The 16770-nt window shown below is 68.5% G+C and carries 22 protein-coding genes; 8 read left to right on the plus strand and 14 right to left on the minus strand.

The annotated features are described in order from the left end of the window. The first annotated feature begins 59 nt into the window (after positions 1 to 59). The 5 genes from ACWF99_RS27720 (at position 60) to ACWF99_RS27740 (ending at position 2328) form a co-directional block, all read left to right on the plus strand. Positions 60 to 200: a hypothetical protein gene (locus ACWF99_RS27720; RefSeq protein WP_378636920.1), complete on the plus strand. Its 141-nt coding sequence runs from the start codon at positions 60 to 62 to the stop codon at positions 198 to 200. 31 nt (positions 201 to 231) lie between these two features. After that, positions 232 to 363: a hypothetical protein gene (locus tag ACWF99_RS27725; protein WP_281258043.1), complete on the plus strand. Its 132-nt coding sequence runs from the start codon at positions 232 to 234 to the stop codon at positions 361 to 363. A gap of 62 nt (positions 364 to 425) precedes the next feature. After that, on the plus strand, positions 426 to 581 hold the full coding sequence (locus ACWF99_RS27730) for a hypothetical protein (RefSeq protein ID WP_378636924.1): 156 nt from the start codon (positions 426 to 428) through the stop codon (positions 579 to 581). 73 nt (positions 582 to 654) lie between these two features. Further along, on the plus strand, positions 655 to 1476 hold the full coding sequence (locus ACWF99_RS27735) for an aldose epimerase family protein (protein WP_452537781.1): 822 nt from the start codon (positions 655 to 657) through the stop codon (positions 1474 to 1476). A 30-nt stretch (positions 1477 to 1506) separates the two neighbouring features. Beyond that, positions 1507 to 2328 (plus strand): DUF4184 family protein, encoded by an 822-nt coding sequence (locus ACWF99_RS27740; RefSeq protein ID WP_452537782.1) that lies wholly within the window; start codon positions 1507 to 1509, stop codon positions 2326 to 2328. On the opposite strand, the gene ACWF99_RS27745 is transcribed toward ACWF99_RS27740, so the two are convergent. Beyond that, positions 2212 to 3627: an MFS transporter gene (locus ACWF99_RS27745; protein ID WP_452537783.1), complete on the minus strand. Its 1416-nt coding sequence runs from the start codon at positions 3625 to 3627 to the stop codon at positions 2212 to 2214. The genes ACWF99_RS27740 and ACWF99_RS27745 overlap by 117 nt on opposite strands. Positions 3628 to 3753: 126 nt before the next feature. Here ACWF99_RS27745 and ACWF99_RS27750 point away from each other — a divergent pair, with 126 nt between their 5' ends. Further along, positions 3754 to 4317 carry a TetR/AcrR family transcriptional regulator gene (locus ACWF99_RS27750; protein ID WP_378636935.1) on the plus strand — a complete coding sequence of 188 codons (564 nt, stop codon included), beginning with the start codon at positions 3754 to 3756 and terminating at the stop codon, positions 4315 to 4317. Here ACWF99_RS27750 and ACWF99_RS27755 read toward each other — a convergent pair. The 10 genes from ACWF99_RS27755 to ACWF99_RS27800 are packed head-to-tail and all read right to left on the minus strand — an operon-like array spanning position 4314 to position 13156. After that, positions 4314 to 4817: an arginine repressor gene (locus ACWF99_RS27755; RefSeq protein ID WP_378636937.1), complete on the minus strand. Its 504-nt coding sequence runs from the start codon at positions 4815 to 4817 to the stop codon at positions 4314 to 4316. The two genes, ACWF99_RS27750 and ACWF99_RS27755, sit on opposite strands and share 4 nt — an antisense overlap. 34 nt (positions 4818 to 4851) lie before the next feature. Continuing rightward, positions 4852 to 5784 (minus strand): ornithine carbamoyltransferase, encoded by a 933-nt coding sequence (gene argF, locus ACWF99_RS27760; protein WP_378636939.1) that lies wholly within the window; start codon positions 5782 to 5784, stop codon positions 4852 to 4854. Further along, positions 5781 to 6983 (minus strand): acetylornithine transaminase, encoded by a 1203-nt coding sequence (locus ACWF99_RS27765; protein ID WP_378636941.1) that lies wholly within the window; start codon positions 6981 to 6983, stop codon positions 5781 to 5783. Before ACWF99_RS27765 ends, argF begins: the two co-directional genes overlap by 4 nt. Further along, entirely contained in the window at positions 6980 to 7894 is a 915-nt protein-coding gene (argB, locus tag ACWF99_RS27770; RefSeq protein ID WP_378636943.1) for an acetylglutamate kinase, read from the minus strand. Before argB ends, ACWF99_RS27765 begins: the two co-directional genes overlap by 4 nt. Further along, entirely contained in the window at positions 7891 to 9117 is a 1227-nt protein-coding gene (gene argJ, locus ACWF99_RS27775) for a bifunctional glutamate N-acetyltransferase/amino-acid acetyltransferase ArgJ (RefSeq protein ID WP_378636946.1), read from the minus strand. The genes argB and argJ overlap by 4 nt, the downstream gene beginning before the upstream one ends. Beyond that, complete coding sequence (gene argC / locus ACWF99_RS27780; protein ID WP_452537784.1) at positions 9114 to 10172, minus strand: N-acetyl-gamma-glutamyl-phosphate reductase; 1059 nt, start codon at positions 10170 to 10172, stop codon at positions 9114 to 9116. The genes argJ and argC overlap by 4 nt, the downstream gene beginning before the upstream one ends. Before the next feature lie 27 nt (positions 10173 to 10199). Beyond that, on the minus strand, positions 10200 to 11423 hold the full coding sequence (locus ACWF99_RS27785) for a cation:proton antiporter (protein ID WP_452537785.1): 1224 nt from the start codon (positions 11421 to 11423) through the stop codon (positions 10200 to 10202). A 58-nt stretch (positions 11424 to 11481) separates the two neighbouring features. After that, positions 11482 to 12048 (minus strand): hypothetical protein, encoded by a 567-nt coding sequence (locus ACWF99_RS27790; RefSeq protein ID WP_452537786.1) that lies wholly within the window; start codon positions 12046 to 12048, stop codon positions 11482 to 11484. Beyond that, positions 12045 to 12614 (minus strand): TetR/AcrR family transcriptional regulator, encoded by a 570-nt coding sequence (locus ACWF99_RS27795; RefSeq protein WP_378636957.1) that lies wholly within the window; start codon positions 12612 to 12614, stop codon positions 12045 to 12047. Before ACWF99_RS27795 ends, ACWF99_RS27790 begins: the two co-directional genes overlap by 4 nt. Before the next feature lie 50 nt (positions 12615 to 12664). After that, the gene (locus tag ACWF99_RS27800; RefSeq protein WP_452537787.1) at positions 12665 to 13156 is read right to left on the minus strand and encodes a pyridoxamine 5'-phosphate oxidase family protein; all 492 of its coding nucleotides are present in this window, start codon (positions 13154 to 13156) and stop codon (positions 12665 to 12667) included. A gap of 62 nt (positions 13157 to 13218) precedes the next feature. Here ACWF99_RS27800 and ACWF99_RS27805 point away from each other — a divergent pair, with 62 nt between their 5' ends. Beyond that, the gene (locus ACWF99_RS27805; protein ID WP_452537788.1) at positions 13219 to 14193 is read left to right on the plus strand and encodes a helix-turn-helix transcriptional regulator; all 975 of its coding nucleotides are present in this window, start codon (positions 13219 to 13221) and stop codon (positions 14191 to 14193) included. A 25-nt stretch (positions 14194 to 14218) separates the two neighbouring features. On the opposite strand, the gene ACWF99_RS27810 is transcribed toward ACWF99_RS27805, so the two are convergent. Then, positions 14219 to 14626 (minus strand): MerR family transcriptional regulator, encoded by a 408-nt coding sequence (locus ACWF99_RS27810; protein WP_378636966.1) that lies wholly within the window; start codon positions 14624 to 14626, stop codon positions 14219 to 14221. 134 nt (positions 14627 to 14760) lie between these two features. On the opposite strand from ACWF99_RS27810, the gene ACWF99_RS27815 reads away from it, so the two are divergent. Next, positions 14761 to 15660, plus strand: a complete 900-nt coding sequence (locus tag ACWF99_RS27815) for an MBL fold metallo-hydrolase (protein WP_452537789.1) — start codon at positions 14761 to 14763, stop codon at positions 15658 to 15660. 2 nt (positions 15661 to 15662) lie between these two features. Here ACWF99_RS27815 and ACWF99_RS27820 read toward each other — a convergent pair whose 3' ends face one another. Both ACWF99_RS27820 and ACWF99_RS27825 read right to left on the minus strand, forming a co-directional pair. Further along, on the minus strand, positions 15663 to 16520 hold the full coding sequence (locus tag ACWF99_RS27820; RefSeq protein WP_452537790.1) for an FAD-dependent monooxygenase: 858 nt from the start codon (positions 16518 to 16520) through the stop codon (positions 15663 to 15665). Then, a complete protein-coding gene (locus ACWF99_RS27825; protein WP_452537791.1) occupies positions 16463 to 16759 on the minus strand; it encodes an FAD-dependent oxidoreductase in 297 nt (98 codons plus the stop codon). The genes ACWF99_RS27820 and ACWF99_RS27825 overlap by 58 nt, the downstream gene beginning before the upstream one ends. Between the last annotated feature and the right edge of the window lie 11 nt (positions 16760 to 16770).

Raw genomic sequence — 16770 nt, forward strand, 5'->3', positions numbered from 1 at the left:
CTCGGCTGTGAGACGCTGGTCACAGCAGATAGCCGCGGGTCGGGACCAAAGGAGCCATCATGCAGTCGCTACGTGATTTCGCCGAGGCCAACTACGACCTCATCGGCACCGTGGTCATCGGACTCGGGAACCTCGGCTTGACGGTGGCCAAGACCGTCATCGAGCTCGGTACCCCGCTGCTCCAGGGGTTCTTCGCCTGACCCCATCGACCTCGAATCCAGGGAGCACAACATGGACGAAGTCCTGCAGTTCCTCTCCGACAATTACAACGCCATCGCTGGTCTCGGGCTGTATGTCTTGCAAACAGGATTCGAGATCACCGCTCCGCTGACGCTGCTGATCCTGAATTTCCTCAACTCCTGACACCTCGCGTATGGCACGCTGGGAGAGCACTATTCGGCTCGCCACACGTGAGGACGAACAAGATGCTCCATTACATCGCGCAGGAATTCTCCACCCTCGGCAACGGTGTTCTCGATGTCGGCAGGGCCGTCGTCGACCTGGTTCAGGACATCATCGACATCGCCACGCCGAACAACCGCGGCGGCGGCGCGGGCGGCGGCCAGTACCCGTTCAACTGACGCTCCCCCGTCTCACGGGGATTCCGGCGCGGGTTACCGCCGATCACCGACCCACGCCGCTAGTCTGCGAGCCATGACCGACGATGTGCGGCTCGACGCAGGTTCCGCGGGTCTCACGATCGCCCCCGGCGACGGCGGCGCGATCCACAGCCTCACCGTCGACGGCACCGAGCTGCTCCGGCAAGACCCGGGGACCGGGTGTTTCGTCATGGCGCCGTGGGCCGGTCGGCTCGGCGACGGCGAGCTGCGCGTCGGCGATCGCACCTATCAGCTGCCGATCAACAATCCGCCGCACAGCATCCACGGCACCGCGCGCGACGGTCGGTGGGACGTGGTGGCCGCGTCGCCGACCGAGGCGACGATCAGCCATCGCCTCGGTGACCCGTGGCCGTTCGCGGGCACCGTCACTCAGACTTTCACCCTGACCGACACCGGCCTCGCCCTGGCGATGCGCATCACCACCGACCACGATGCGTTCCCCGCCCAAGGCGGCTGGCATCCGTGGTTCCTGCGCGAAGTCCCGCCGGCGACCGGCCCGGTGCGACTCGATTTCGACCCGGCCTGGCAGTACGAACGCGGCGACGACTACCTGCCCACCGGCCGCGAGATCGCGCCGGCACCGCCGCCGTGGGACGACTGCTTCGGCATGCCCGACGGCGTTCTGGCCCGCCTCACCTGGCCCGGATTCCTGGAGTTCACCATCACCAGCCCGGTCCACGACGTGGTCGTCTGGACCCTGCCGGAGCGATCCCTGTCGGTGGAGGCCCAGTCCGGCCCACCCAACGGCCTCAACACCGAACCACGGATGGTCACACCGGATTCACCACTCGATGTCCACGTGGACTGGACATGGCAACGCCTGTCGCGGAACCGAACGACTCCGCGGCCCGAGTAGCCCAGCACCACAGCCGATTACGGTGAATGCGTGCCGATCACGTTCGCCCATCCCGTTGCGGTGCTGCCCTTCACTCGATATCTCCCCCTTCCCGCACTCGTCGCGGGATCCATCGCCCCCGACGTCGTCTACTACCTGCCCGGTCCCATGTCCGGCACCACAACCCACTCGGTTGTCGGCGTTCTGTGCTGGGACCTGCTGATCGGCCTGGTACTACTCGTCGCTTTCCGGCTTTCCGCCGGCCCGGCCTCGGCGCTTCTCCGCCTGGCGCCCTCCTCGTCCCCTGATCCCAGATCAGCGGGGCTCGCGGCGGTTTCGACGGTCACCGCCCTCGTGCTCGGTGCCGCGACACACGTGGTCTGGGATTCTTTCACTCAGACAACAGGTTTCGTGGTCCAGCACTCGGCTCTGTTGCGGACGTCGATCATCGAGCCGCACAAGACCTACAACGTCCTCGGCTATCTCTCCTCTCTGGCCGGAACAGCGGTCCTCACCTACCTTGTGGTGCGCCGCACCTGGCGCGAGGTTCGCGCACCCACGTGGACGCACCGGGCCGTCGTCGCCGCGCTGGTCGCCGCGCCGGTCATCGGTGCGGCACTCGCCGTCGACGACCCGGTCACCCGAGCCAGCACCTACGACCTGATCCGACACACGATCGTCGGTGCGGCTCGGGCGACGGTTGTCGCCTGGGCCGGCTACGCCGTGCTCTGGCACCTCGGCACAGGTCGCGTGCGCTCACCGCGGCGAGCGGACGCTGCGGAAGGTGAGGGCGACCAGGAAGGTCAGGGCGGCGATGACGGCGGCTGCCGCGAAGGCGGCGGTCATGCCGCCGACCAGGGCATGGGTGGGTGAACCGCCCGCGTCGCGCGCGGCGGTGCCGAAGATCGTCACCAGAACGGCCAAGCCCAGCGCGCCACCGGTCTGCTGCATGGTCTGGAGAGCGCCGCCCGCAGCGCCCGCCTCGTCGGGCGAGACGGTGGACATGATGATCACGTTCAGCGGAGAGAACGCGAGCCCGATGCCGCAGCCCATCGCGACCATCGCCACGAACAGCAGGGGGAAGTAGCCGGAATCCTCCGAAAGCCTGGTCAGCAGCACGAGTCCGGTGACCATGGCGACGGCGCCGGTCAAGGTCACCGGCTTGGGTCCGAAACGCGCCAGCAGCCGCGGGATCAGGCGGATCATCGCGAACATCAGCACCGCGGTCGGCAGGAACGCGAAACCTGTTGCCAGCGAACTCATCCCCAGCACATCTTGCAGATACTGGGTGAGGAAGAAGAACATCGACATGCCCGCCATCGGGCCGAGGAACATGTTCAGATACGCGGCGGCGCGATTGCGGTCGGTGAACAGGTGCAGTGGCAGAAGTGGTTGCGGCGCACGCAGTTCGATGGCGATGAACGCCGCCAACAGCGCGACTCCGACCGCGAGCCAGATGTCGGTGCCCGCCGCGGCCCACCCGTGCGAGGCGGCGCTGATGAAGCCGTAGACGAGGGCGGCCACGCCCGCGGTCGCGGTCACCGCACCGGGCAGGTCGAGCCGGGCGGCGCGCCGGGGCAGATCGGGCAGGCAGCGCAGCGCGAGCACGGCGATGACCAGGCCGAACGGCACATTGATGAACAGCACCGAGCGCCAGCCGAACCATTCGGTCAGCAGCCCGCCGACGATCAGGCCGATCGCGAAACCGGCGCTCGACATGCCGGAGAACAGGGCCAGTACCCGAATCCGCGCCTTGGGCTCGGTGAACGTAGTAGTCAGCAGCGCAAGGGTATTGGGACCGGCCATCGCGCCGCCGATGCCCTGGAGCACACGGGCCGCGAGCAACCACCCAGCAGAGGGCGCCAGCCCACCGGCCAGCGAGGCGAGGGTGAACAGCAGTGCGCCCGCGATGAACATCCGGCGCCTGCCGAACAGGTCGCCGGCGCGACCGCCGAGCAGCAGCAGGCCACCGAAGACCAGCGTGTAGGAGTTCATCACCCAGGACAGGCCGGTAGCACTGAACTCGAGGTCGGCTCTGATGTGCGGCAGTGCCACATTCATCACGGTGATGTCGAGGATGATCATGAGCTGACAGGTCAGCAAAGTGACCAGGACGAGCCGTGGCCGTACACGGTCCACCTGGGGTTTTTCCGAGAAAGTGGTGGTAGTCAAGAACGCTCCATCAACAAGGAACTCAAACGGAGAGAGTCTCCGTTTATGACAGAGTTAGCATAGGGAGAAAGTCTCCGGTTCCGCAAGACTAAACGGAGACTTCATCCGTTTCCAGTGGAGGATCTCGTGGACGCACCGTCGCGGCCGATGCGCGCCGACGCACGCCGCAATTACGAGCGCATCGTCGACTGCGCCCGCGACGCGTTCGCCGAGCACGGCACCGACGCACCCCTCGATGACATCGCACGGCGCGCAGGGGTCGGCCCGGGGACGCTGTATCGCCACTTCCCGAATCGCACCACGCTCATGGAAGCGGTGTACCGCTCCAACATCGAGACCCTCGCCGCACGGGCCGACGAATTACGCCGAACCCACGCCCCCCTCGACGCGTTCGACGCCTGGTTCGGCGAACTGGTCACCTACATCCTCGAAAAGCATGGCCTGGCAACCACTCTCAAAGCGGCCATCGACCGCACGTCGGAGACCTTCACCGCCTGCTCCACCCTGCTGGCCGAAGCCGCGGGCAGCGTGCTGATTCCGGTGCAGGAGGCAGGCCTCATCCGCCCCGAAGTGAGCCCCCGCGACATCCTGCGCCTGGGCCACGGCATCGGCGCGGGCTGCCAAGCCGCGGCCGACTCCGCACCACTGCTCACCGACGTGGCGCTCGCGGGCCTGCGCGTCCAGCGTTAGGCCAGGCCCTCGATCTTCGCCGCCAGTTCGGCGCCGGTGAGTGGTTCGCGGGCGATGACGGCGATGGTGTCGTCGCCGGCGATGGTGCCGACGATGTAGGGCAGGGCGGCGCGGTCGAGGGCGCTGGCCAGGAAGTGGGCGGCGCCGGGCGGGGTGCGCAGGACGGCGAGATTGCCGCTGGCGTCGGTGGAGACGAGCAGGTCACCGAGGAGTTTGGACAGACGGCCGGTACCGCCGGTGACCCCACGCACGGGGCTACCGTCCTCGGGGACGATGTAGACGCCCGCGCCGCCGTCGGCCGCGCGCAGTTTCACCGCGCCGAGTTCGTCGAGGTCGCGCGACAGGGTGGCCTGGGTGGTCTCGATCCCCTCGGCCGACAGCAACGCGGCGAGTTCGGTCTGGCTGCGGACCGAATGCGAGGTCAGCAGTTCGATGATGCGTGACTGGCGGCCGGCGCGGGTGCGAGCGATCGCGGGCGAGCCCTTCTCAGGCGCGCTCATCGCCCAGCCCCTACGCCGGCCCCGGTTCGCGGTCTCACGCGGCGGCTTTCGCGAGCAGCCACACCAGCAGCGCCTTCTGCGCGTGCAGGCGATTCTCGGCTTCGTCCCAGACCACACTGTGCCCACCGTCGAGAACCTCGTCGGTGATCTCTTCGCCGCGGTGCGCCGGAAGGCAGTGCAGCACAATCACTTCCGGAGTCGCGTGGGCGAGCAGCTCGGCGTTGAGCTGGAACGGGCGGAACGGGCCGACGCGGTCGAGGCCGTCGTTCTCTTGCCCCATGGAGGTCCAGGTATCGGTGACGAGCACGTCCGCGCCGGTCGCGCCGACCACCGGGTCACCCGTGACCGACACGGTCGCACCGGTTTCCGCGGCGCGCTTGGCGGCGGCGTCCAGGATCCACGGCAGCGGTTCGAAGCCCGCGGGCGCGGCCACGGTCACATTCATGCCCGCCGTCACGCCACCGAGCAACAGCGAGTGCGCCATATTGTTGGCGCCGTCGCCGAAGTAGGTGAGGTTCAGCCCCGCGAGCGATCCCTTGCGCTCGCTGATCGTCTGCAGATCGGCCAGCACCTGGCAGGGGTGGAACTCGTTGGACAGCGCGTTCACCACGGGAACCGTCGCGGTGACGGCCATCTCGTCGAGGCGGGACTGTTCGAAGGTCCGCCACACGATGGCGTCGACGTAGCGCGAGAGCACGCTGCCGGTGTCGCCGAGGGTCTCCTCACGACCCAGCTGGGTGTCGCGACCGTCGACGACCACCGCGTGCCCGCCGAGCTGAGCGATACCCAGCTCGAACGAGAAGCGGGTGCGGGTGGAGTTCTTCTCGAAGATCACCCCGACTCCGCGCGGGCCGTCGAGCGGCCGGTGCGCGAAGGGGTCCTTCTTCAATTCGGCGGCGATGGCGAGGATCTCGGCCTGTTCGGCCTGCGTCACATCGTCGTCGCGCAAGAAATGACGCAGGGTCACTTGGTCGCTCCCTTAGCATCGGCGGCGGCCTTGTCGAGGATCTCGGGCAGGTCGGCGACGAAATTGTCGGCCTGGGTTTCGGTGAGCACCAAGGGTGGCGCCAACCGGATCACGTTGGGCTTGGCGGGGTTCAGCAGGTAGCCGGCCTCGCGCGCCCGTTCGTCGACATACGCGGAGATGTCGTTCTTCAGCACGATGCCGATGAGCAGACCCGCACCACGCACGTGGTCGATCTCCGGATGCTCGAGCAGCGCGATGCCGTCGCTGAGCTTCTTGCCCACCCACTCCACGTGGGTCAGCAGGTTGTCGGAGTCGATCGTGCGCAGTACGGCCAAAGCCGCTGCGGCACAGACGGGATTGCCGCCGAAGGTGGTGCCGTGCAGACCCGGCGTGAGCAGTTCGGCGGCGCGGCCCTGGGCCAGCACCGCGCCGATCGGCAGGCCGCCACCGAGCCCCTTGGCCAGGGTGATCGCGTCGGGCACGATGCCCGCCGCCTGGTGCGCGAAAAATGTTCCGGTGCGCCCGATTCCGGTCTGGACCTCATCGAGGATCAGCAGCGCCCCGGCCCTGGACGTGATCTCCCGCGCCTTGGCGAGATAGTCGAACGGCGGGACGACCACACCGCTCTCCCCCATCATCGGTTCGAGGAACACTGCGGCGGTGTCGGAGTCGACCACCGCGTCGAGCGCGGCGGCGTCACCGTAGGGCACGTGCACGACGCCGGGCGGCATCGGCTCGAACGGCGTGCGCTTGGCGGGCTGACCGGTGAGGGCGAGCGCGCCCATGGTGCGACCGTGGAACGCCTCCTCGGCGGCGACGATCTTGGACCGCCCGGTGAGCCGCGCGATCTTGAACGCGGCCTCGTTGGCCTCGGTACCGGAGTTGCAGAAGAACGCCTTGCCCTCCCCGTCACCGAAGTGGGCCAGCAGCTTCTCGGCCAGCTCGATCACGGGCTCGCTGGCGTACAGGTTCGACACGTGGCCGAGCGTGCCCAGCTGCTGGGTGACCGCTTCCAGAATGGCCGGGTGGGCGTGGCCGAGGCTGTTGACCGCGATGCCGCCGAGGAAGTCGATATAGCGCTTGCCGTCGGCGTCGTAGAGCACCGCACCGGCGCCGCGCACCAGCGCGACCTTCGGGGTGCCGTAGTTGTCCATCATCGCGGCCGACCACCGCTGCTGCAGCTTCTCTACTTCGCTCATGATTGCGTTCCATCCGGCGACCCGGCGGGGGTCACCATGGTTCCGATTCCTTCTCCGGTGAACAGCTCCAGTAGTACCGAATGCGGGACCCGCCCGTCGATTACGTGGGCACTGGGGACCCCGCCGAGCACGGCGCGCAAGCACGCTTCCATCTTCGGCACCATGCCCGCATCCAGCCGTGGCAGCAACTTCGCCAACGCGTCGGTGTCGATCCGGCTGGTCAGCGAGGAGCGGTCCGGCCAGTCGGTGTAGAGGCCCTCGACATCGGTGAGCACGACGAGTTTCTCGGCGCCGATGCCCTCGGCCAGCGCGGCGGCGGCGGTGTCGGCGTTGATGTTGTGCACCACGCCGTCGGCATCGGGGGCGATGGTGGAGACCACCGGGATGCGGCCCGCGTCGATCAGGTCGAGCACGGCGCCGGGGTTGACCTCGGTGACGTCGCCGACCAGGCCGATGTCGGTGGCGACACCCTCCACGGCGACGGTGCGCCGGGTGGCGGTGAACAGGTGCGCGTCCTCGCCGGAGATGCCGACCGCGTACGGGCCGTGCGCGTTGATCAGCCCGACGAGCTCACGGCCCACCTGACCGAACAGCACCATCCGGACCACGTCCATCACCTCGGGGGTGGTGACGCGGAAGCCGCCGCGGAATTCGCCTGCCATGCCGAGCCTTTTCAGCATGGCGTTGATCTGCGGGCCGCCACCGTGCACGACGACGGGATGGACGCCGACGGTGCGCAGGAACGCCATGTCGGCGGCGAAGGCGGCCTTGAGTCCGTCGTCGACCATGGCGTTGCCGCCGTACTTCACGACCACGATCTTGTCGCGGAACTTCTGCAGCCACGGCAGCGCGTCGGCGAGCACATGCGCCTTGTCCAGCGCCGAAAGAGTGTGCACCACACTGTTACTCATGAGCTGTACGCCGAGTTCTCTTCGACGTAGGCGTGCGAGAGGTCGGTGGTGCGCACCATCGCGGTGCCCTCACCCACGTTGAGCTCGATCAGCACGTCGACGTCCTCGCCGGACAGGTCGACCTCGCGGGCGCCGGGCGCGCCGACACTGTCGACGCAGACCGGATTGCCGTTGAACGACACCGTGATCCGGTTCGGATCCAGGGTCACCGGCGCGATGCCGACGGCGGCGAGCACGCGACCCCAGTTCGGGTCGGAGCCGAACAGCGCGGTCTTGACCAGGCTGTCGCGGGCGACCGCGCGGGCGACGGTGAGCGCCTCCTCCTCGGACGCCGCACCGGCGACGGTGACCTGGACCCGCTTGGTGACGCCCTCGGCGTCGGCCATCAGCTGGGCGGCCAGGTCGTCACACACGGTGAACACCGCGGCGTCGAGATCCTCCTGCGTGGGCGCGACGCCGCTGGCGCCGTTGGCCAGCAGCAGCACGGTGTCGTTGGTGGAGCAGGAACCGTCGACATCGAGCCGGTCGAAGGTGTATTTGGTGGCCTTGCGCAGGGCGGAATCGAGTTGCTCGGGCGCAGCCACGGCGTCGGTGGTGAGCACGACGAGCATGGTGGCCAGCGACGGCGCGAGCATGCCCGCGCCCTTGGCCATGCCGCCCACATTCCACTTGTCCTCGCTGTGGAATGCCGACTCCTTCGGCACGGTGTCGGTGGTCATGATGGCGTGGGCGGCGTCGGAGCCACCCGACATGCCGCCGCCCATCTCGTGCACGATCTCGGTGACCGCCGGGATGAGCTTGTCCATCGGCAGGCGGTCACCGATGAGACCGGTGGAGCAGACCGCGATCTCGCCCGCGCCGGTCTCGGTGCCCCAATTGCTCAGTGCCGCGGCGAGTTCCTCGGCGGTCTTGTGGGTGTCCTGGAAACCGCCGTGGCCGGTGCAGGCGTTCGCACCGCCGGAGTTCAGGATCACCGCGCGCAGGTGACCGGTCTTGAGCACCTGCTGCGACCACAGCACCGGCGCGGCCTTGACCTGGTTGCTGGTGAAGACACCGGCCGCCGCGTACTCGGGGCCCTCGTTGAGCACCAGCGCGAGGTCCGGCTTGCCGCTGGCCTTGATACCGGCCGCGATGCCCGCCGCGCGGAATCCCAGCGGCGCGGTGACGCCCTGGGTGTGGATCAGTTTGCCGTGGTCCGGGGTCTGCGGATCAGGGGTCGTCACGGTGCCACTCCTACGGTGGAAAGTCCTGCGGTCTCGTCGAATCCGACGGCCAGATTCATCGATTGCACCGCGGCGCCCGCGGTGCCCTTGGTCAAGTTGTCGATCGCGCCGATCACCACGAGCAGGCCCGCGTCGGCGTCGACGGTGACCTGCAGGGTGATGGCGTTGGAGCCGAGCACCGAACCGGTCTGCGGCAGTACGCCTTCGGGCAGCAGGTGCACGAAAGGCTCGTCGGCATAGGCTTTTTCGTAGACGGCGCGCGCCTGCGCGGCGTCGACCTTCACCGGGGCGGTGCAGGTGGCGAGGATGCCGCGCGGCATCGGCGCCAGCACCGGGGTGAACGACACCGAGACATCCACGCCGCCAGCGGCTTTCAGATTCTGCGCGATCTCGGGAGTGTGCCGGTGCGCGCCCGCGATGCCGTAGGCCCGAACGCTGCCCATCACCTCGGAACCGAGCAGACCGACATCGAGCTTGCGGCCGGCACCCGAAGTACCGCTCACGGCGACGACATTCACGGCGGGCTCGATGATTCCGGCGGCGATCGCCGGGGCCAGCGCCACACTCGACACGGTCGGGTAGCAGCCGGGCACGGCGATGCGCCGGGCGCCGGTGAGCTTCGCCCGCCCACCGGGCAGTTCGGGCAGACCATAGGGCCAGCTGCCCGCATGGGGGCTGCCGTAGTACCGCTCCCAGGCGGCGGCGTCGGTGAGCCGGTAGTCGGCGCCGCAGTCGATGATGACGGTCTCGTCGGGCAGGGCTGCCGCGATGGCGCCGGACTGGCCGTGCGGGAGGCCGAGGAACACGATGTCGTGACCGGCCAGGACCTCGGGAGTGGTCTCCTCGAGAATCCGGTCCGCCAGGGGCAGCAGATGCGGCTGCAGCGCGCCCAGGGCGGTACCCGCGTTGGATCCGGCGGTCAGCGCCCCGATCTCGAGGCGCCCCGCTCGGTATTCGGGATGACCGAGCAGTAGACGCAACACTTCGCCACCGGCGTATCCACTCGCACCGGCAACCGCCACCCGCAACACGGGTCCTCCCGACGTATCGACCATGTGATGATTATGCACGACTATGCAAGCTCATTCATGAGCGGGTGTGACCGACTTCGCCTCCGACGCCCCGATCAGGCGCGCCACCAGCGGAAACACCAGAACGGTCGTCGCGCCCGCCGCGACCAGGATCGAGGCGACATCAGCGGTCAGCAAGCCCGTCTGGGTGGCCACCTGGGTCACCGCGACGATGATCGGCAGGCCCGTGGCGGCAAAGAGCGCCAATTCGACGCGCTCCCGCGCGGTCGGCAGGGTGTCCGCGCGCGGCACGAACCGCTCGCTCAGCCAGACGGGCAACCCGCGGGCGATCGCGATGGTGACCACGAACCACAACCACAGTGCCGGATTCCGGCCGACCGCCGCCACATCGATGCCCATGCCCGACACCACGAAGAACACCGGGATCAGCAACCCGTAGCCGATGGCCTCGAGCGAGGAGTCCACATCCGGATGCCCGGCCGCGATGAGCCGCCGCAGAATCATGCCCGCGGCGAACGCGCCGAGGACCACGTCCAGATCGAAGACCTCGGCGACCACCATCAGCACCAACAGCAGCAGCACCACCCCGCGCACGGGCAGCTGCGAGGTGCCACCGCCCAGCTTGGCCAGCCCGGCGCCCAGATCCGGCATGCGATCGAGCATCCGCACCGGCACGAATCCGACGACCACGGCCGCCACCACGAACATCACGACGACCACCACCGCGCTGCCCGCATCACGACTGGTGAGCAGCACCGACATCGCCACGATGGGCCCCAGCTCGCCCACCGCGCCGTGCGTCATCACCGCCCGGCCCAGCCGTGTGTCGAGGATTCCCGCCTGCTTCAGGATCGGCAGCAGGGTGCCGAGCGCGGTGGAGGTCAACGCGATCGCGACCGCGACGCGGGTGCCGCTGGAGGTGTCCGTCGCGACCATCACGATCACGAACGCGAACAGCAGACACACGATCCACACCACCCACGCCGTCCGCCCTGAGCGGCCGCGCAGCAACTGCGGATCGAGCTCGTAGCCCGCCAGCAGGAACAGCATCCCCAGGCCCAACTCGCTGACCAGGTCGACCCCGCCCGCGCTGCTCGCCCACCCGAGCACATGCGGTCCGACCACCGCCCCGGCCACCAGCAGGATCACCACATCCGGCAGATACCCGCGCACCAGCCGCGACAGCAGCGGTGCGATCACCGCGATGAGCGCGATCCAGAACAGCGAGACGATCGGCGAGGGATCGCCGACACCTTCGGACGCGAGCAGATCCATGCAGGTCATCGTGGCACAGCGGCATGCCCGATCCCCGAAACCGCGCGCGGGCGATCGGTCACGCCACCGGGCGCGGCGTGACCGGCACGCGCTCGTCGACGGCGCCCGGCTCCGGCAAGAGGTGGGCGAGGAGGAGTTTGATCAGCAGAACGGGTCCGAACCAGACCAGGAACGTCGGGACCGCGAGCACGGCGGTGGTGAGCGTGGCACCGAAGACGGTGGCGGCGAAGGCGACCGGGGTGCGGAGGTGGCGTGGCGTCGCGGTGACCGCTATGGCGGCCACGACGACGAATCCGTAGATCGCGGCCGCCGTCCACCAGCCGAACCCGGGCACGACGAGGGCGAGCAGGAACGGCTGTACGTGGATCGCCACGAACGCGAGGTGGTGGCGAGCATCGCGGCCGGGCCGGTGGAACCAGCGCTTCGCCGAGTCGGTCGCGTTCACCACCGCGCCGCCGAACAGGTCGAACCCGACCAGCGCGACCACGATGGTCACCACCGCGGATCCACCCGCGTGCCGAGCCAGCAGACCGGCCACCGCCGCGCCGGTGACCGCCGCCGAATAGCACAGGGTGGCTTCACTTCTCGTCGCGTTCGGGGCGATCAGCCGGTCGGTGATCGTCATCGCCGGACCCCGTCCACACAGATCTGCACCAGGGGTTCGGCCAGATCGGCGAGCCGGACCTGATCGTCGGCCAGCCACTGCACCAGGCAACCTTCGATCGCACCGACGATCACCGCCGCGTGCCCCGGCCCGATCCCCGCCCGCAACTGTCCGCCGGCGCCTGCCTCACGCAGCAGCTCGGCGATCGCCGCGCGGTATTCCGCGTACACGGTGGCCATGTCTATCGGGGTGCGGGCGGCCCACACGTCCAGCAGCACGCGTGCGTGGTCGGGATGAGCGGCCAGCATCGTGACTGTCGCCCGGATCAGCGCGGCCAGCCGATCCAGTGCCGAACCGGCGCCAGGAATGGCGAGCTGTTCCCGCGCGCGAGCGCGGTACTGGTCGAACGCCGCGGTCAGCAACTCCTCTCGGCTGCTGACCGCGAGGTAAACACTGCCTTTCGCGACACCGGCCTCGGCCGCGACATCCTCGATCCGGGATGCGGCGAAGCCCTTGCGCGCGAACACCCGGACGGCCGCATCCAGGATTTCGGTGCGCCGGGCATGCACGTCCACTCGCTTCGGCATGCTCCGATTATGACTGACTGGACAGTCATAATCAACGAAGGGTGGGTGACTCAGTGCTTGCGGACGACGGTTTCGCCCGCGCCCGGTTTCCAGACGGTGATGTCGAGGTGGTCGTCGTTGGTTTCGACGGTGGAGGCTCCGGTGAGGTCGGCGACGTAGAAGTGGTCGAATTTCTCGCCGCGGATGTCGAAACCGCTGTCGTCGAACAGCTTTTGGGCGAAGCGAGCGTGGACGGTTTCGTCCTTCAGGTCGGTGACGGTGCCGAAGAGTTTCGCGTCGCCCTCGGAGACCATGGTGTCGACGGTGGCGGTGTGCAGGCAGAAGCGTGGGTCGCGCGCGAGGTCGTCGAATTTTCGGGTATTGGGCATGCCGGCCAGGACCAGCATGTCCTCGAAGACCATCGGCTCGATCGGGCTGATGCGTGGCGATCCGTCGGCGCGCAGGGTGCCGAGCATGCAGAGTTTGCCGGTGGCCTGGTGTCTGCGCTGGAACAAGGCCGCGATGCTCGGTGCTTCTTCGGTGAACTGGCTCCACGTGGTCATATCTCGTACGGTACGACTCAACCTTGACATCTTGTGTCAGGTTTCGCGGCTAGTCTCGGAATATGCGAGCGAGCAGGTTGGTGCAGTTGCTGCTGCTGTTACAAGCGGGCGGCGGCGCGACCGCGAGTGAGTTGGCGCGCGAGCTCGAGGTGTCGGTGCGCACGGTGTATCGGGACGTGGAAGCGCTCTCGGCCGCAGGCGTTCCGGTGTACAGCGAGCCGGGGCGCGGTGGCGGTGTCCGGCTGATCGACGGCTACCGCACCCGGCTCACCGGCCTCACCTCCGACGAAGCCGACGCGGTCCTTCTCGCCGGCCTCCCCGGCGCTGCCGCCGACCTCGGCCTCGGGACGGTGCTGGCCACCGCCCAGCTGAAGATGCTCGCCGCGCTCCCACCGGAACTCCGCGGCCGGGCGACCCGAATCGCCGAACGCGTCCACATCGACATGCCCGGCTGGTTCCAGCGCCCCGACGACACCCCCGCCCTCGCCACGGTGGCCGATGCCCTCTGGCACGACCGCCGCCTCGCGATCACCTACCGGCGTCGCGATCGCACGGTGGAACGGACCCTCGACCCACTCGGCCTGGTCATGAAGGCAGGCACCTGGTACCTGATCGCCCGCGAACACACCGACATCCGCTCGTACCGGGCGAGCCGCATCGCCACGGCGGTTAACACCGGCGAATCATTCATCCGCCCAACATCTTTCGACCTGGCCGAGCACTGGCAGTCCGCCGCCGAGGAGTTCGCCCGCTCCATGCTGCGCGTCAGCGCGCACTGCCGGATCTCCATCGACCACCTGAGCCTGCTGCGCCTCATGAACGACCCCGCCGCCGTCCGCGAAGCCCTCGCCTCGACGGGTACCCCCGACGCGGACGGCTGGGCCGACATCACCATCCCCGCCGAGTCCTACGAAGTCCTGGCCCACGCCCTACTCCCCCTCGGTGAACACATCGAAGTCCTCACCCCACCCGAGCTCCGCGCGACCATGACCGCCACCGCCGCAGCTGTGCTCGCCCGCTACCGCGCTCGACGGTGATCCAGGCGCCCGAGCACCGCGAAACCTACGCCGACTGCGAGGTGCCCGGCCGGCTGAACTCGACGCAGTCAGGGCATTCGTCGACGATCGGGTGAGTACAGCGCAGCACGTGACCGAGGAAGTCGATGGTTCGGGTGAGGTCGTCGACGTGGGCTCGCAGTTCGGCCTGCTTGTCCGCGAAGAGCGCTACGCGCCGGGCCCTCGACCTCGTGTCGAAAAGATCTTTGATCTCCGCCAGGGACAGCCCCGCTCTTTGACAGAGCTGGACGAGGCGGGCCTGAACGATCAGGGCGCCGTTGTAGATCCGTTGCCCGCCGGGCGCGCGGGGCGGAACCAGGACACCGGCGTCCTCCCAGTGACGCAGGACATGTGCGGCGACGCCCAATTCGGCGGCGGCGTCACCGATGCGGCGCAGCTCGTCGGCACGCGGCATATTCACCCCTTTACTTCAGGTCGACCTGAAGTTTTAGCGTACTTCGCATGGGACACAACGACAATCGGACTCCATTGATCGACTCGGTCGCGGCACCGGACTTGTGGCGCTGTTGCCGATCCGTGGGATCGGCGGTGACGGGCGCGCTGCGGCCACGACAACCCGACCGCCGGTTCCTGGCCTCGTTGCCTGATCACGGCCTACCACGCGGCACAACGACGGTCGAGCTGACAGTTCTGGCGCAGAACGCCAAGAGTGTGCCGACGGCAGCGATCGTCGAAGGCCTGTTCGCCCCGCGACGGATTGATTCCGCGATGACGGCTTTCGTGGTCCGGCATCCGAGGGCGACCTTTCTCGTCGACCCGGGCATCTGCGTCGACGTCCAAGACCGAGCGGTGGTGGAACTCCCCCGGATATTGCGGCTCGCGGTGACGCCTCCGAAGGACGTACTCGACATACGCGAGTCACTGCGTCGCAGTGGAATCGAGGCGAACGCCCTCGACTTCGCGCTGCCGACACATCTGCACTGGGACCATATCGCCGGCCTTCTCGATCTCCCCGGGCTGGCACTGCGCCTGCACCGACCAGAGCACGAGTGGGCGATGGAGGGTCCGGTGGCGCCGGTCGGCGGCGTGCGGCGCGCCGTTCGCGAACGACCTCTCGATGTCTACGATCTGGACGGTCCACCCGTTCTCACCTTCGCCCGCAGCCGCGATCTCTTCGGGGACGGCGCGGTGGTCCTCGTCGACCTGTCCGGCCACACCCCGGGCAGCGTCGGTGTCCTCTTACGCACCGAGCACGGTCCGGTCCTGCTCGCGGGGGACGCGATCTGGCACAACCTCCAGACCGAGGAGCTCCGACAGAAGTCCGGCTATCCCGGCATGCTGGCCGACAACGACCGCACCGAGACCTGGCGTACTGTCCACCGGCTGCACGCGATCCGCAGCGCGGTTCGCATCATTCCCAGTCACGACCATCGGGCGGCGTGCGCATGGCACGAGAACCCGCGCGCACTTCGGTCGAGGGAGATCTGACCTCAAGACTTCCAGTCGAGAATCTCTGCCAGGGAACGCAACTGGGTCGAGGTGGGGGTCAGGCGTAGCGCCGTGTTGCGGAGGGTGACCAGGGGGCGCGCGGACAGCTGGGCGATGGTGCCGATCCGGGCGGAGCGGGCGACGATCATCTGGGTTCGGGGGCGGCGCTCCCGGTCGTAGCGGGCGAGGCCGTCCGGCTCGCTCGCCGAGCGGGCCAGGACCACCGCGTCCTCCAGGGCCTGGCAGCCGCCCTGGCCGAGGTTCGGCGTCATCGCGTGGGCGGCGTCGCCGAGCAGGGCGATGCGACCGGGGGTGAACGTCGGTAGCGCCGGTAGGTCATAGATGTCGTTGTGCAGCACCGCGTTCTGGTCCGCGGCGGCGAGGAGGGCCGAGATCGGGTGGTGCCAGTTGTCGAAGCGGTCGCGCACTTCGGCGAGGCTGCCGGGGGCGTTCTCGGGGGCGTCGTAGACGGCGAAGCAGTAGACGCGACCGTCCGCGAGCGGGGCCATGCCGAAACGTGCGCCGCGACCCCAGGTTTCACCGAACTCGGTGAGCGGCTCGTCGATGTCGACCACCGCGCGCCAGGCGGTGTAGCCGGCGTAGCGTGGCGCGACCTCCCCGCAGACCGCACGCCGGACGACGCTGCGAATCCCGTCGGCACCCACGACCAGATCGGCGGAGGAGGTGCCCGAGGAGTGCACCACCAGTCCGTCGGTCGTCGCCTCACGCACCGAGATCCCGGTGCGCACAACCTCTTCGGGAAGCGCCCCGCGCAGAATGTCCAGCAGCCGGGCGCGGTGGATCACCACCGGAGCACCGAACCGCTCGCGCAGGGTCGCCACATCGGTGGTGAGAGCCATCGCCCACGGTCGTCCCTGATCCCGGCCGACACCTCCGCCAGGCCCTGCGCACGGACCGTGTCACCGACACCGAGGGCATCCAGCGCCCGTAAGGCATTGGACCACAGGGAAATCCCGGATCCCACGTCGGCGACCTCCGGCGCCCGTTCCAGCACCTGAACCGACCACCCCTTCCGAACGAGCGCGAGCGCCGCGGCCGTTCCGCCGATTCCGCCGCCGACGACGATTGCTGTGGACATCGCACACTCCC

It is taken from the genome of Nocardia sp. NPDC055002, from assembly GCF_053608825.1.

Coding starts and splice junctions, on each gene's coding strand:
- ACWF99_RS27795 (WP_378636957.1), bottom strand. CDS start 12,614: ATGCCGAAGCGAGTGGACGTGCATGCCCGGCGCACCGAAATCCTGGAT.
- ACWF99_RS27720 (WP_378636920.1), top strand. CDS start 60: ATGCAGTCGCTACGTGATTTCGCCGAGGCCAACTACGACCTCATCGGC.
- ACWF99_RS27755 (WP_378636937.1), bottom strand. CDS start 4,817: ATGAGCGCGCCTGAGAAGGGCTCGCCCGCGATCGCTCGCACCCGCGCC.
- ACWF99_RS27800 (WP_452537787.1), bottom strand. CDS start 13,156: ATGACCACGTGGAGCCAGTTCACCGAAGAAGCACCGAGCATCGCGGCC.
- ACWF99_RS27820 (WP_452537790.1), bottom strand. CDS start 16,520: ATGGCTCTCACCACCGATGTGGCGACCCTGCGCGAGCGGTTCGGTGCT.
- argB (WP_378636943.1), bottom strand. CDS start 7,894: ATGAGTAACAGTGTGGTGCACACTCTTTCGGCGCTGGACAAGGCGCAT.
- ACWF99_RS27725 (WP_281258043.1), top strand. CDS start 232: ATGGACGAAGTCCTGCAGTTCCTCTCCGACAATTACAACGCCATCGCT.
- argC (WP_452537784.1), bottom strand. CDS start 10,172: ATGGTCGATACGTCGGGAGGACCCGTGTTGCGGGTGGCGGTTGCCGGT.
- ACWF99_RS27825 (WP_452537791.1), bottom strand. CDS start 16,759: ATGTCCACAGCAATCGTCGTCGGCGGCGGAATCGGCGGAACGGCCGCG.
- ACWF99_RS27810 (WP_378636966.1), bottom strand. CDS start 14,626: ATGCCGCGTGCCGACGAGCTGCGCCGCATCGGTGACGCCGCCGCCGAA.
- ACWF99_RS27805 (WP_452537788.1), top strand. CDS start 13,219: ATGCGAGCGAGCAGGTTGGTGCAGTTGCTGCTGCTGTTACAAGCGGGC.
- ACWF99_RS27765 (WP_378636941.1), bottom strand. CDS start 6,983: ATGAGCGAAGTAGAGAAGCTGCAGCAGCGGTGGTCGGCCGCGATGATG.
- ACWF99_RS27790 (WP_452537786.1), bottom strand. CDS start 12,048: ATGACGATCACCGACCGGCTGATCGCCCCGAACGCGACGAGAAGTGAA.
- ACWF99_RS27785 (WP_452537785.1), bottom strand. CDS start 11,423: ATGGATCTGCTCGCGTCCGAAGGTGTCGGCGATCCCTCGCCGATCGTC.
- ACWF99_RS27730 (WP_378636924.1), top strand. CDS start 426: ATGCTCCATTACATCGCGCAGGAATTCTCCACCCTCGGCAACGGTGTT.
- ACWF99_RS27735 (WP_452537781.1), top strand. CDS start 655: ATGACCGACGATGTGCGGCTCGACGCAGGTTCCGCGGGTCTCACGATC.